This window comes from Paenibacillus spongiae (assembly GCF_024734895.1).
GTDB lineage: Bacteria > Bacillota > Bacilli > Paenibacillales > Paenibacillaceae > Paenibacillus_Z > Paenibacillus_Z spongiae.
This window is the reverse complement of sequence record NZ_CP091430.1, coordinates 3,452,529-3,467,484: the sequence shown is the minus strand read 5'-3', so window position 1 is coordinate 3,467,484 and position 14,956 is coordinate 3,452,529. Positions and strand designations below refer to the sequence as shown.

Below are 14,956 nucleotides of genomic sequence, written 5' to 3'. Positions count from 1 at the left end.
ATGTCTTTAATGCATTGGTTAAATATGGTCTTTTTGCCTATATTCACTTCTTTGTGTCATGTAATATAGTGGAATCGGGCGAATACGGGTTAAAACGTTTTTCGCCACATCCTATTATGAAAGGGGTTTCATAACGAGTGAATCGTAAAAAATGGTTAGCTGTCCTGCTTGTAATTGCGCTTGCCTTCCCGCTGCTGCAAGCACCTACGGCCAATGCGGCGTATGAGGATATTATCGTGCCGACCGGCGATCCATGGACGCCGGTCCAGCTGGAGAACGGCGGTACGCTGGGGCAGTCGTTCACGGCGCCTCGGGCATTTAATGTCGTGCTCGTCTCGACGCCGACCTGGAACAAGAACGATTCCGGATTTACGTTCACGCTTCGCAGCGACGGTCCGGACGGAACCGTCCTCTACACGCAGGTCATCGCAAAGGCTGTAGACGGCCAGACCGCCGTCGAGCTTCCGGAGGAGCTGGAGCCCGGCACCTATTATGCCGAGATGAGCGATCCGGTCGGACAAATCGGCTGGTGGACGAAGCCCGACCTGTATGCAGGCGGAACGGCGTTCTCCGGCGGCGCTGCTGTTCCGAACCAGGACCGCTCGATCGTCCTGCGTTCGACAACCGGAAGCGGTGGAGGTGGAGAGCAGCCCCCAGTCGACTTCATCTATGAAGATGTCCTCGTCCCGCATGCCGGCTCGATGAACCCGGTCATGCTGGTCGAAGGCGAGACGCTCGGCCAGGACTTCCTGGCTGTACGCTCGTTCAACCAGCTTACGCTGGCCGCTCCGACTTGGACGACATCGGACTCGGGCTTCACGTTCACGCTCTACAAGGACGGTCCGACCGGCAAGCCGGTCTTCACAACCGACGTCCGTAACGCGCGGGACAACCGGACCGATCTGTTCCTCCCCGAGCAGCCGCCCGGCCGATATTATGCCGAGATGAGCAATCCGGTCGGGACAATCGGCTGGTGGACGAAAGTGGACGAAGATACTTATGCGGGCGGCATTGCCTACCAGGACGGCAGCGCCCTGACCGGTGCGGACCGGGCGATCGTATCCCGCCTCGTCGAAGAAGAGACGACCGCCGAAGAGCCGCCGTTCGTGCCGCATGTCTGCCCAGCTCCGGAAGCTGGTGCCGCAGCTGCGCCGAACGCACCGCAGAACGGCGAAGCGCAGCACACCACGCCGATGGAAGCTGCCAGCTATGATGTGCTGGCTGACCTCGCGGCTGACGATACCGCCGATTATATTGCCTCCCGCTCGGGTGACGGCACGGAATCCGTGGCAGGTCCCTCCGTGAAGCTTCCCCGCCATTACGAGGCGATTCATCTGCTGGCAAATCACGGCACGTCCGCATTCGATCTTACGGACGATCCGGTCTATTCCGACCGGACGATCATTCCGGCCGGACAGACGGGTTCTGCGGAGTTGGTTGGCGCGGAAAGCTCGCTCGGCCAAGAATTTGTGGCCGCCTCTCCTTTCACCGGCATTAAGCTGGAAGCTTCGCTGGACGGAGCAGGTGCCGCGCTCACCGTCCGACAAGGAGGACCAACAGGCGCGGTTATTTATTGCGGAACCGTTGACGCGCAGTCCACAGACGGAACGATCATGCTCCCGCCTCAATCGGAAGGTCGTTATTATGTGGAGCTAAGCATGCCGCAGGGCAGCGCCGGATGGATGACTTACAACGACGTATATGCTCAGGGAACAGCTTATTCGAACGGTACAATCGTACCTGGGGCTGACCGGGGCATCAGCAGTGTCCATGAAGTGGGCAATACACTCGGCCAGACCTTCGAGGCTATCGAGCCGTTCAATCAGCTGCTCGTTCCGCTTCAGAACCTATCGACCGATGACGTACAGGTTCAGCTCTATTACCGGGGAACGGAAGATCGGAACGATAATATACTCATGATTAATGCGAAGCTGGAGAGGCTAAGCCGCAAATGGGCCTATGTTCGCGTCGGGGATCAACCGGCAGGACGCTTCTATGTCGAGTTCAGCAGCAAAGGTTCCGGTACCGCCCGTTTCCCAATCGCGAGCGATACTTATGCGGGCGGCGAAGCATTCCGGTACGGCGAGCCCTGGACCGGTCACGATATGGTTCTCGCTTATGCGCGTTCCAGTGAGCCCGCGGCGGAATGGGATACGAACAGCGGCTCCTGGATTGCGGTGGATGAATTGGGCCGTCAGACATCCGGCAGCCCGACCTCGAGCGATCAGGAGAAGGAAAAGTTCGTCGGAATCTTCTACCATACCTGGCATGGCCAGCACGGCTCGGGCGGCCCATACGACATTAGCAAAATATTAGCTCAGGATCCAAGCGCGATCACCAACCCGGACAGTCCGCTGTGGGGACCGATGCATACGCCTCATCATTGGGGAGAATCGGTGTTCGGTTACTATCTGTCCGACGATGAATACGTTATCCGTAAACATGCCCAGATGTTGACCGATATCGGGGTCGACGCGGTCATTTTTGACGAGAGCAACAATTTCTCGTACAAATCTATCTATATGAAGCTGCTGCGCGTCTACCGCGAGATTCGTCTGGAAGGCGGCAAGACGCCTCAGGTTATCTTCCTGACGCCGTTCGGCAATTCTTCGAAGGTCGTCGAGGAGTTGTATGAGAACCTGTACGGAGCGGGGCTGTTTGCTGATCTGTGGTTCCGATGGGACGGCAAGCCGATCATCATGGCCAATCCAGACTCGATCGATGCGAAGTACAAGGAATTCTTCACGGTGCGCAGACCTCAACCGAGCTATTTCGCAGGTCCGCAAACGGCTAACTCGTGGGGGTGGCTGGAAGTGGCGCCGCAGCATGGTTTCTATGACGAGGACGGCAATATCGAAGAAATGACCGTCGGCGTCGCGCAGAATTCCGTGAACGGCCGTTTGTCGACTTTCACGGAAGCGGGTGCGACCGGACGCAGCTTCCATAACGGTCAATCGCCTTCCGAGCCTTTTCCGACCGAACAGGGTCTCAATTTCCAGGAGCAGTGGGATCGCGCGTTCGAATTGGATCCGGAATTCGTCTTCGTCACGGGCTGGAACGAATGGACGGCAGGCCGCTTCGCCGAATTCAACGGCGTCCGTCTGCCGGTTATGTTCGTCGACCAGTTCAATCAGGAATTCAGCCGCGACATCGAACCGATGGTCGGCGGACATACCGACAATTACTACTATCAGCTGGCCGCCAACATTGCGAGGTTCAAAGGCACCAATGCTCCTCAGCCGGCTGCCAAGGCAATCGGTGCGCGGATCGACGGCAAGTTCAGCGAATGGAATGCGGTCCGCACAAGCTATAAGGACGATTACGGCGATACGATGCACCGCAGCAATAGAGGATATGGCAATTTGTTCTACGTCAATGAAACGGGCCGCAACGACCTTGTCGAGCAGCGCGTCACACATGATAAGGACAATGCCTACTTCTACGTGAAGACGAAGGATACGCTGACAAGCCACACGGATCCGCATTGGATGCAGCTGTTCCTGAACACGGATAGCGATTATACGACAGGATGGAACGGTTACGACTACGTGGTCGGCGACCGTAGCGTCAACGCCACGACGACTTCGCTTCACCGGATGAACGCGGACGGCACGCTGACCTTTGTTGCCAACGTTTCTTTCCGGTACAAGAGCAATGAGTTGGAACTCGCCATACCGCTCACCAAGCTCGGTTATCCATCGAAAGCGCGGACGTTCCAATTCGACTTCAAGTGGACCGATAACATCCAGAAATACGATATCGCCGAATTCACGGTGAACGGCGACAGCGCGCCGAACAACCGGTTCAACTACCGCTACACGGCCAAGAAGTAACTCGTCTCCCCATTGCGCAGCAGCGCCCCTGGCGGCTTCCCGGTCAGGGGCGTTAACATTTAGATGGATGGTACTTCCGGCCGCTTGCAACTTTTGTAAGCAGCCCTGCGTTTGAATAAGAAGATTGTACCTATAAAAAAAAGACAACATATTTCATGAATTGGATGGTGCATATGCGTAAAATGGGATCCAAACCTGCGAAAATGATCGCCGCTTTGAGCATTTCGGCTGCAGTACTGGCCTCCGGTATACCGGGAACGGCGGTCGTGCACGCCGAGAAGCCTGTTCTCTCCACATCAAGTCCGGTATACGGGTCGGAATCCGCTCCCGCTGTCAAGCCGCTGTGGAGCTTGCCGCTTGCCAAATTCAATCAGGACGGAAGATCCTTTACGGCTGCCATTGTCGAAGAAGGCCGCGTCTTTGCCCTTGTGACGGGAGGCCAGCTTGCCGCCTATGACGGCGCCAGCGGAAAGAGGCTATGGAAATACGGAGCCGGCCTGAAGCCGTTGCTCGTATATGATCAAGGAATCGTGTACGGCCTTACTAAAGAAGGCTACGTCTACGCCGTCTCAGCTGGCGGCAGCAAGAAATGGACGGCCCCGATTAAAGCGGATAAGGCGGACAGCATCAATCCGATTGGCGACACGGTCTATGTGACGCAGGATCTGACGCTCTTCGCGCTGGACCGCGCGACCGGCAAGCTGCGCTGGAAGGTAACGGAGACGGAAGGGTCCTACACAGCCGGGTTGACCGACGTTATGGAAAACAGCGGAGTCGTTCTTCGCATGTATTATGTTCAAGGGGCCCTCTCATCCAATCAGATCAATGCCTATGACAAAGCGACGGGCAAGCAGCTGTGGACCTCGTTCCGCCAGATGACGCCGCTTGCCGTGAAGGATGGAATCGTCTATTCCGTCATGGACTTGTTCATGATTGGCGATGATGATCCCGTCAATAAGAGCTTGCATATCGCCGTCTTGAACTTGAAGACCGGCGAGAAAAAGGGCGAGCGCGTCTACAAATGGACGGCTAAGCCAGAAGCACCCGGCCAGTATAGTTTCGGCGGCGCATATGGATCCGCTTTCTTAGACGGCAATGACCTGTACATCTATCAGGATCAAGTCGTCGCCAAATATAACTTCTCTGCTTATACCCCGGATGGTAAACCAGTCCAACGATGGGTTACGCCGAATCCGCGGGACTACCAGCCTCTCTATCGCGTCCATAACGGGAGACTTCTCTATCAGAGCCTGCACAATAATTCGATCAGCGTAATAAAGACGGCGAACGGCCAAATTCTTCATTCTCCAAGCGGCATTCCGTCCGTGCAGACCGATCTGTACGGCAATGGTCTCTTCGTCGCCCGCGTCGACGGTACGCTGGAAGCATATAATTTCGCAGCCTTGAAGCCCGTGTTCAGCGTAAAAACGGGTGCCCGTGATTTCGAGTCGACGCTGAAGTCCGGCAATATGATTTATGTTCGCACCGGAGGGACGCTGCATGCGGTGAAGCTGCCCGCCAGCCTGACGACAGGATAACGCTTCTTTGTCGTGATCGAAGGCAATCTGTGAAGACAGGCAGAATCCCCACCAGCTCTTATTCGTGCTCTTATTCGTGCCCTCATTATCCAAATAGACAGCCTAGCCCTATATAAATAGAGCCAGGCTGCCTTAATCATTCCATCCATGTTTTGACGCCGCTGATTCGAACCCCAAGCTGCTCCTCTTGCCGTTACTTATTTCCGTTCAATGACAGCGTTCCTTCACCTCATTACGCGCTTAAGCTTCCATAAATCCAATTGTCTGAGCTTGACGGTCCCCTTCGAAGCATACACGTCCAAGCCCTGACTGTCCGGATGCGGGTAGATCCGATTCGAGCTGACAAGCCGGCCGTCATTCATGAAGATCTCAACGGAAGAACGGTCCATTATGATGTGCAGCTTAATCCGCCCGCCCGACATCGGCGGCAATGAACATGACTTGCTTCCCTTGAAATCATTGCCCGACTTGTCTCGATTGAAGGTTAAGGTTTCCGTCTCGCTGTTATAGGAGATGATCGTCTCCTGGTCATGAAGCTCGGATCGGCGCAAAGCAATCAAGAACTCCGCTGCCGGTTCCGCGTCTTCAAGCTCGAATTCGGCTATGATCTCCAGACAATCGCCGCTTATATCTCCTAACGCACCGCGTACCCCTTCCCTAAGCGTGACGTCTTTGAAGCGTTGATGTCCCTCACGCAATTGCTGCAGTTCCGGTACAGGGGTGAACTGGACGCCTCCATCGGGGAGTAAGGTCATGATTCGCGGTATGGTCAACGATCCGAACCAGTTGTTTGCCGCCTCAATGCGCGGTGCGGCATGCCAGTCCATCCAACCGATCAATATGCGCCGGCCCTGATCGTCGTGCAACGTTTGGGCGGCGTAGAAGTCGCACCCGCAATCTGTCTCGCCAACGTATTCGCTGGTGAACTTCCCTTGCTCGTAGTTCAGCGACCCTACCATGTACAAGTTCTTGCCGCCCGTAATCGCGCCATTCTCAATAATGAGCGAAGAGGTAAGAAAGACATGCGTATTCTGCTCGAACGGGAACATGTCCGGGCACTCCCACACCTGCCCCATGGAACCGTCACTTTCTGCCGCTACCCCGATGTAATCCCATTGACGCAGGTCCCTGGAACGGTACATGAGCGTTTTTCCATAACCGTACTTGGAGCTTCCGACGACCATATACCATGTATCTTCATGTTTCCATACCTTGGGATCGCGGAAGTCTGCCAGCGATCCGTCTTCAGGCGGGTCGCTTATGACCGGATTGCCATCATATTTATGAAATACGATGCCATCCTCGCTAAAAGCAATATTCTGCATCTGGATGGCCGTCCGCTCTCCTTCCCGCTCTATATATCCGGTGTAGATAAGCGTCAGCATGCCGTCATCGTCGACCGCACTCCCCGAGTAGCAGCCGTTCCGGTCATAAAACTGGCTTGGGGCAATCGCCACGGGGAGGTATTCCCAGTGTACCAAATCCTTGCTCTTAACATGCCCCCATACCTTCTCCCCGTCGTGAACGCTGAAGGGAAGATGCTGGAAGAAAGCATGGTATTCTCCCTTATAATAGACGAGTCCGTTGGGATCATTCATAAAATAGGCTTGAGGCATAATGTGAAAGCCTTGGCGATAATAATCTCCGGATACGCTTTCATGAGCTTGCTCAGCAGAAGCAGTCGCTTTCTGGACCAGTAGCTGATGCTGCATATCGTGCTCGTTCATCCAATCACCCTTTTCATCAAAATGGAACTGCAAATGGATGCATCGCATTTCGCTTCCAAGCCAGGCTCTTTTCGCCAACCGACACGAGAGTCGGAACGGTTACTGCAGGCCAAGGATTTTCCGTCATGGCCAGGCCCACCCTTTTTCTCATAAAATGCTTAACCGCAGCGCCGCGGCAGCCCCCTGCCCTTCTTTTCATAACCAATAACCGTACCGTTTTTCAATAATAAGCTGCTCATACTTCCTCCTTGTATGTTTGTGTGTAGTAGTAATTCAATAAGCTCTGAAACACTCCTCTATTTATAATGCAGAGATTGAATCTTTAACTTGATTCATCTGATGTACGCAATCCATACATAACGAACAAAACATAATAGAATCGACACATCAACAAAAAAACTGCCCCGCACGAGTAAACAATAACGGGACAGGCTTCTACACAGAAACCATATGATAACAATCACAAGAATTCGTTCTTGTGTTCCGTAACCCACTCGGCAAGCGTTCTTGCAGGCCGCCCGTTAACTTGCTTAACAGTCGGGACAACCGTATGTCCGATAGGGAGGATTCTTGCCCATAAGGACAAAAAATTCGATATCCTCCCCCCCATAGCCCTGCTCACGCCAATTGAGTCTTGCCCCACCAAGACGACGACTTGTTTTACACCCGCATTTTCCGCCAAATCAATGACTTGAGGCTCAGTCTGCAGCGAAGCATTCGACTCATCGCTGAATGTAATTAAGAACAGGCCATCGATCCCCTCCAAAGCGAGTAATAACGTTTCCGGTGCATTAAGATCCCCTGCCGAGATTGATGCAGAACGAACACAGTGAGGTAAGTAAACGGACACCAGAAACAATATTTGCTCCATATTCGTTATTCTCGAATTGCTAACGGACATACGATTTGCTATTGGCTCTAAAAAAGATGTAATCCGCATGAATTCTGAGGAATAGCGGAACCAATGTCCGTTAAGTCTCCAATCTGACGATATTATCGCGATTAGCGGATTTCATGTCCGTAACCTTCTCCGCTCACAGAGGACTACCAGCTTGTGTAAAAATACAGAAAAAATCACGACATGGTGGAAGTAATCCGCAATGTCGTGATTTATTAAATGGGTCGAGCTGCCCATGATCCGCATCAGCTAGTTCAGCTTCGTATCCGTCAAACATAGTGGCAAGCCCCGTCCCAGTATCCCTTACTTGCGTCTGTCGCGCAAAGCGCCCGGCAGTGCCATCAAGGCCGGTACCAGCATCGGCAGGAGGACAAAGGTAAGCACGACTAATCCTACGATCACGGCGGTGGCCAGCTCGATGAGCAGCACCAGGCCCGAAGGGATCAAGGTGGCGAAGGTGCCTCCGAGAATAATCATCGCGGAGATGATGACGCCTCCTACGCTGCGTGCCGCGCGCTTGATGGCTTCACTGTGGTTGAGCTCGCCATATTCCTTGTAACGCATCATCAGGAAGATGCCGTAATCTACGCCAACCGCCACTATGACGATGAAGGAGAAGAACGGTACGAATGAGGATAATCCGTCAGCTCCGATGATATAAGCGGTGACCAGCTTGGATGCGCCCATTCCGACAAAGTACGCTGCAAGCAGAGACAACACGATGTAAACGGCCGGCAAGAATGACCGGATAACGAGCAGCAGCACGAGGAACACGCTGATGATAACAATAACGGCCGTATTGTTGAAGGAAGCCAGCTGCTCGTTATTCATATCATACGTTGTCGAGCTTGGCCCTGCTGCCCCGTGCACAGCTCCGTCCAGTACAGTACCTTTCAGTCCGCTGTCGAGCTTCTCGTTAATTTGCTCCACCACGTTTAAGGCTGCCGAAGAATAAGGATCCTCATCTAGAATGACAATCATCTTGGTAATCTTCCGGTCCTTGGACAAGAACGTATCCATTGCCTGCTGGAACGATTGATCCTGCAGCGCTTCGCTCGGGATGAAGAACGTCTTCGTCGTGCCCATTTGCGTCAAGAAGCTTCCGGTCTTGTCCAGGCCGTCCGAGATGTCGCCAAGTCCTTGGCTGCTCTTCTGCAGTCCGGTCTTAAGCTCGGTTAATCCGCCAGTCAATGTGCCCAGACCGGTATTCAGCTGTTCCTGTCCGTCCTGTATGCCGGCCAGCGCCGTATTCAGTTTCTTCAGGTTAGCGGCAAGCTCCCTGCTGCCCGAGCTGCCCTGCTTGAGGCCCGCCGATAATTGGGACGCCCCTTTCGAAAGCTCATTTAATCCGCTCACAATTCGCGTCTGCGCTGCAGCCAGCTGCTTTAATCCGCTGGTTGTGCTGCCGAATGATGTATTCAGCTGTTTATAGTTTCCTTGCAGCTTCGTGAATCCGCTGCTGATGGAAGCCAGCGCGGTTGACAGCTGCTGTCCGGTCGTCCGGAGCGTTGTATAATCGGCATCTTCACTCAACTCGCTATGGCTTTGACCAAGCTTGCCGATCAATCCGTTCATCGCTTTAAGTCCGCCTTGGATATTCGGAAGATTTCCCACCAGCTCGTCGAAACCGCCTTGTGCCGATACGTAGCCTTTCTGCAGTTTGTCGAGTCCCCCGGAAAGCTTGGAGGTTTGCGTAGCGATTTCCGAGAGACCGCCGTGCATCTTGTCGATGGCGCTCTGCAGCTCTTTAGCTCCGCTGGCGCCGCCGTCTATTCCGGAAGCGACTTTGCTTAGAGCCGCCGATATCTGCTCATAGCCGTCTTTTACTTGAGCCGTACCGGCTGCCAGCTGATCCGCTTGCGAGAAGTCCGCATTCGTCAGCCCGGCCTGCATTTGGTCCAGACCGCCCTTTATGCTGTTGATCCCGTCTCTGGAAGCTGAGATGCCTTTGGTTATTTCAGCCGTTTGGCCGCTGATATAGAAATCGTCTATCGGCTGCCCCACCGGCTGGGTGATACTGGACACGGACTTAATGCCGGGTATGTCCTTGATGGCATTCGTCAGCTCGTCGATGACACCGAACGCATCGTTATTGTCGAGCGCCTCTTTGCCCTGAATGACAACCGTCGTAGGCAGCGCTTGACCGCGGCTGAATTTATCGGCGACAATGCTGAAGCCTTTGGTGGACGGATATCCGGTGCCTAATTCCTCGATTTGATCAAAAGAGAGCTTCTGCCCGCCGGTGAGGAGAACGGGAATAAGCAGCACCGCGATCACAACGACCGTTATGATCGGACGCTTCACGGAGAAAGTAGCCAGGCCGCCCATCAAGCGGCTTTCCTTGTGGCCGTCGACATTGCGGGAAGGCCAGAACAGCTTGGGACCCAGCACCTTCATTATGAATGGCGTAAGCGTCAGGATCTCGAGAAGCAGTATAACCGTGCCGATGGCCACGACATTAGCCGACTTATAAATTCCAAAGTTAGAGAAGCTAAGGCAGGCGAATGCAAAGAACACAGTAAGAATGCTGTAAACAATCGTTTTGCCTGCTGTACGGTATGAGGTGATTATGGCTTCATCCGTTGATTTGCCGTGAGCCAATTCTTCCTTGAACCGGTTGAATAACAGGATGTTGTAGTCCGTCCCGATCCCGAACAATATCAGAACTAGAAGCATCTGAGTGACGCTGGTCACCGGGAAGTTCAGCTTGTCGATGATTTGCGCGGCAATCCCCATGGAGACAAGATAGGATACGCCTACCGCCAAGAGCGATACGAATGGAATAATGATCGAACGGAACATCAGAATAAGCACCACTAGAATAAAAATAATGGTGAGTGCGGCACTTTTCTCGACCCCTGTAATAGAAGCCTTCAGATAGTCATTCTGAATAAAGTCTTCACCGCTGAGGTAATACGGAACGGTAACATCCTTAAGCGCTATATCGAATTGCTCCTGGATATCGTCTACGCTTCGGCCCTTGATATCAAGGGTAAAGGGAATCATTACGGTGGTGTTGTCCTCGGAGACAAGAGTCGATTTGGCTTCCGGGGTGGTGAATGGATCGATCAGATCGGTAAAGCCGAGCTCTGCTTGCTTATCCTTCAGTTCTTGTATGCCGGATTCCAGATTCTTCATCTCGGTATCGGACAGCGGATTATCGCTCGTAAAAACGATAAGGTCGCTGTTGCCTTCGGTTTTCGTCATCTCCTTCAGCAGCTTTCCGGCGACGACGGAACGGCTGTCTGCGGTCAGCGGATTCTGCCCCCGCTCATGAAGGATGGCATTGATGTCAGGCTGAATGATTGTAAGCACTACGGTCAAGGCCAGCCAGAGGACAAGCAGCGGCCAGCGCCAGCGAATGATTTTCTGCATTGACGTTTTCTCCTTCTATCTCTTCTTATACTCTTCTAGCAACTGCCCTATCCCAGTGCAGTATACAGCGATTAGCCGATCGATCAGCAATCCAAGCGTTTCCTGATCATCATGCTGGCCAATAATCAGAACAAGACTTTCGTTCAATGTAGTTGCCAGCATGCTGACTTCCGATTGTTCATAAGCGTTGAGCGGCTGACCCTCCGGCTTTGCGGCAGCAAACAATTTAAGCAGCAAGCCTTCTGAGAATTGAATCAGCTCTTGTTTAATAGTTGCATACTTGGAACCCTCGCTTCGGCATACCATCAGCATCTGCCTCGGTCCGGATGCTTTAAGCAGGCCTACCAGGGTTGTCTGCAACTCTTCAAAGAAGGTCACTCTGGTCGCCTTATCCCTTGTATATAGAATGTCCGCGCTTTGCAGATATTCCTTCGCATAGCTGCTGTACTGTTCATACACGGGGCCCACAATGAAATCAAACAGATCCTCCTTACTGCGAAAATAGCGGTAAATGTTGCCAGATGTCATGCCTGCGGCGGCCGCAATACGGCGCATGGATGCATCCATGTAGCCATACTGGCGAAATTCGGCAAAGGCGGCTTCAACAATGGCGTTCCTTACTCCTTCTTTTAAAATTTGCATTAGTGATCACTCGTTTACTATTAGATTTATGTTGATTATAATCGTCCGATTCGTCTTTGACAAGTTTTACAAATTAAAAAAAGTGACGATTTCGCAAATGTTTAAAGCCCGCGTCTCAGCGGGCTTTAAACGGTTGGCATATGTGCGAATTCCAAGCATTTCGAGGTTTGACGCATCGGCCAGAAAACAAAAAAGCCCCGCTGTGGTAATACACCGCAGCAGGGCTGATTCTCGTCTAATTATGCTTTCAGTACATCATGATCGACGTAACGCTCACCGTTCAGTTCGCTGATGACATTAATGGCAACTTTCGCGCCGTCCCCGGCTGTAATGATCGTATGTACGCTGACGCCCGCAATCGTTCCGGCCGCCCATACGCCTTCCACGTTCGTCCTGCCGGACGCATCCGTGTCGATGATCGTCTTCACGCGAGGCTCGGTTCCCGGTTTCGTCGTGATGCCGGAACTCTCTGCCAAGTCGTTAAAGAATCCGGTTGCTAGAATGACATGCTTCGCTTCATAGCTTCCGCTCTCGGTTTCGACGCGCAGGCCATCGTCCGTTTTTGCGATCGAAACCGCCTTCGTCATTACGAGCTCGGCTCCGAAACTCTGAGCTTGCTGTTTGCCGATTTCCACCAGATCCGGGCCGTTAACTTCGGCCAATCCGTAGTGGTTCTTAACCCAAGCCTTCCTCGTGACGCTCTGATCGCTGTCGATAAGCAGCGTCTTCTTGCCAGCTTTAGCGGTGAACAGCGCGGCGCTTCCGCCGGCCGGTCCCGCCCCGATTACGATAATATCAAACATGTGGGGGCCTCCTTTAATAGGGAACTATCCTTCCATTATGTACCTTTAAGTAAACGATTTCAAATGTTTTTTACCTGTTGGCGCAAATTAATATAGAGGATCATTATATTAAACTGCATTTATATTTAATGTAATGAATTATAAGTATAAATACGTGTTACCATGATAAAAGCCGTGATCTATTATGATCACGGCTCAAGCCTGCAAAATGTGTATTCCATTAGTTCAGTTTCTTCAGGAATTTCTCACGCTGCTTGTAATACTCCATCCACGTATCTTTTATTTTCGTTACGCCTTCAGCAATATTTTTGCTTGAGAGCACATCCGTATATTGCTTATAGTTACCTTCAAACTTATCTACAGGACCGGTAATGGCCTTGACCATAAGATTATCCAGCTCGTCACTGCGCGGACCGACAAGATTGTTATTCAAGTCGTTTGTCGCCGCTTCATACTCGGCTTTCGCCTTGAGCGTTGCTTCGTCAACCGGCAGCATGGCATAAATAGTCGTCGATTTCATATTGTGCTGCTGCCAAGCCGTATTAACGATGGCTTCCTGATTATAATTGCTTTCGCTAAACGGATATACAACGGACGGGCTGTACACATAGTTCATTTCGTCCGCCATAGCGAAGCCGTAAACTTCCGGATTCGTCATCGTGCCATCTTGACCCTGAATCCCGTAGTACCATCCGTCGCCGGTTTCATCCTGCTTGCCATGCAGCATATATTCTTCAACTTTCTTGAATTCCGGCTTGTAACGACGCTCCATACCCTCGCCTGTATACATGTCCGGCGTACCCCATGCGCGCAGTTCCGCCGCTTCCATCGAGTAGTTCCAGTCGAGCCAGTGAAGAATTTGCGGGATCATGTCATCCGTAACTTTCTTCGGATTAATCGCTTTCGAGTTCCATTTTGTCATTAATGGAAAGTACTGATTCGTCGAATCCTGGTAATTCGGGTCTGCTTCAGTAGCAAAGATCGGATAGAATCTCCAGCCATAGTTTTTGCCTTCCTTGCGGACCTTCTCCTGGTTTGCAGCAATTGGATGCCACATATTAACGACTGCATATTCACCGTTAATGATTTTCGCTTCGCGCTGCTCTTTTTTCTGAATATAGAATTCTTGGCCGAACAGCCCTTCATTGAAGCCTTTGTTCATAAAGGAAATGTAGTTCTTCCACTCCGGCGTCAGCTGGAAATCCTCGTACCGGTTCTCGGCTTCATTGATGACAAGCGGGAATGCCGAGATGTACGTGCCTGTTGCAGTGAACAAAGACCATTGCAATGCTGCCCTCGTGTTCTCAAATTGAAGGTGGCCTGGAATAATCGGGCGACCGTTCTCTTTCAGGTTGAGATCCTTTACTTTCTTCAAATAACCGTACAGCTCATCCAGGTTATTAATCGGAATATCCATCACTTGCTCAAGCGTCAGCTTACCTTTATTTTCAACAGCCAGTTTCTTAAACTCCGCTTCGTTCATCGCATCCGGATGGATTTTCTTCAAGATATCGTCTCGGATCCAAACACCGTAACCGCCGTTGCCAAGGCGCGGATCGCCGTATGGCGTATTACGGTATTCTTCTTTGAGAAGCGGATACGGAAGCGAAGGAATCGCCCAGAGCTTGCCATCGGTCGGATCGACGCTAGCTTCGTACCATTGTTCCATCGTTACGCCTAAATCTGTGAGTCTTTCAGCAGTAAGCGGCATATACTTCTTCAATTCATCCAACGTAATTTCGCGGACCATGCCTGCTTTTTTAAGCATTTCCATATTATCAGGTGTATCAGCTATACCACCCTGGTTCGCAATAATAGCAGGAACTGTATCTGCCAAAATTTGCATTTGCAGCCAGCTCTTAATGTCTTGGCCTGCCGGAATTTCGATGAACTCCGGGATGACCTTCGTTTTTTCGCGCCAGATCGGAGTCAAACGATCCTCTACAGGCTTACGCGGATTTGTAGGCAGTTGGCTTAATACTTCCAATTTGATTTCTTTAAAATCCTTTGGATCATCAGACACTGGAGCATTTGAAGCTGGCTTGTTTGTCTTGTCGTTCCCACTGCTGCACCCAACAAGCGTAACTGTTAGAACAACAGCTAACATGAGTGCCAAAACTTTGCGTTTCATTGAACAAAA

Annotated in this window: 8 protein-coding genes; 2 read left to right on the top strand and 6 right to left on the bottom strand. The window is 52.0% G+C overall.

The features are described 5' to 3' along the window. Positions 1 to 137: 137 nt before the first annotated feature. Together L1F29_RS15880 and L1F29_RS15875 are read left to right on the top strand one after the other, a co-directional pair. Complete coding sequence (locus L1F29_RS15880) at positions 138 to 3,833, top strand: DOMON domain-containing protein (protein WP_258389271.1); 3,696 nt, start codon at positions 138 to 140, stop codon at positions 3,831 to 3,833. A 173-nt stretch (positions 3,834 to 4,006) separates the two neighbouring features. Further along, positions 4,007 to 5,371 (top strand): outer membrane protein assembly factor BamB, encoded by a 1,365-nt coding sequence (locus tag L1F29_RS15875; protein WP_258389270.1) that lies wholly within the window; start codon positions 4,007 to 4,009, stop codon positions 5,369 to 5,371. Positions 5,372 to 5,595: 224 nt separating this feature from the next. Here L1F29_RS15875 and L1F29_RS15870 read toward each other — a convergent pair whose 3' ends face one another. From L1F29_RS15870 to L1F29_RS15845, 6 genes are all read right to left on the bottom strand, one after another. Continuing rightward, positions 5,596 to 7,098 carry a glycoside hydrolase family 32 protein gene (locus L1F29_RS15870; protein ID WP_258389269.1) on the bottom strand — a complete coding sequence of 501 codons (1,503 nt, stop codon included), beginning with the start codon at positions 7,096 to 7,098 and terminating at the stop codon, positions 5,596 to 5,598. A gap of 460 nt (positions 7,099 to 7,558) precedes the next feature. Then, complete coding sequence (locus tag L1F29_RS15865) at positions 7,559 to 7,969, bottom strand: Rossmann-fold NAD(P)-binding domain-containing protein (protein WP_258389268.1); 411 nt, start codon at positions 7,967 to 7,969, stop codon at positions 7,559 to 7,561. 330 nt (positions 7,970 to 8,299) lie between these two features. Further along, positions 8,300 to 11,371: an MMPL family transporter gene (locus L1F29_RS15860; protein WP_258389267.1), complete on the bottom strand. Its 3,072-nt coding sequence runs from the start codon at positions 11,369 to 11,371 to the stop codon at positions 8,300 to 8,302. Positions 11,372 to 11,386: 15 nt separating this feature from the next. Then, positions 11,387 to 12,013 carry a TetR/AcrR family transcriptional regulator gene (locus L1F29_RS15855; RefSeq protein WP_258389266.1) on the bottom strand — a complete coding sequence of 209 codons (627 nt, stop codon included), beginning with the start codon at positions 12,011 to 12,013 and terminating at the stop codon, positions 11,387 to 11,389. A gap of 239 nt (positions 12,014 to 12,252) precedes the next feature. Continuing rightward, positions 12,253 to 12,816 carry an FAD-dependent oxidoreductase gene (locus tag L1F29_RS15850; RefSeq protein WP_258389265.1) on the bottom strand — a complete coding sequence of 188 codons (564 nt, stop codon included), beginning with the start codon at positions 12,814 to 12,816 and terminating at the stop codon, positions 12,253 to 12,255. Positions 12,817 to 13,036: 220 nt separating this feature from the next. Then, a complete protein-coding gene (locus L1F29_RS15845) occupies positions 13,037 to 14,947 on the bottom strand; it encodes a type 2 periplasmic-binding domain-containing protein (RefSeq protein ID WP_258389264.1) in 1,911 nt (636 codons plus the stop codon). Positions 14,948 to 14,956 lie beyond the last annotated feature (9 nt).

Coding starts and splice junctions, on each gene's coding strand:
- L1F29_RS15875 (WP_258389270.1), top strand. CDS start 4,007: ATGCGTAAAATGGGATCCAAACCTGCGAAAATGATCGCCGCTTTGAGC.
- L1F29_RS15870 (WP_258389269.1), bottom strand. CDS start 7,098: ATGAACGAGCACGATATGCAGCATCAGCTACTGGTCCAGAAAGCGACT.
- L1F29_RS15865 (WP_258389268.1), bottom strand. CDS start 7,969: ATGGAGCAAATATTGTTTCTGGTGTCCGTTTACTTACCTCACTGTGTT.
- L1F29_RS15860 (WP_258389267.1), bottom strand. CDS start 11,371: ATGCAGAAAATCATTCGCTGGCGCTGGCCGCTGCTTGTCCTCTGGCTG.
- L1F29_RS15855 (WP_258389266.1), bottom strand. CDS start 12,013: ATGCAAATTTTAAAAGAAGGAGTAAGGAACGCCATTGTTGAAGCCGCC.
- L1F29_RS15850 (WP_258389265.1), bottom strand. CDS start 12,816: ATGTTTGATATTATCGTAATCGGGGCGGGACCGGCCGGCGGAAGCGCC.
- L1F29_RS15845 (WP_258389264.1), bottom strand. CDS start 14,947: ATGAAACGCAAAGTTTTGGCACTCATGTTAGCTGTTGTTCTAACAGTT.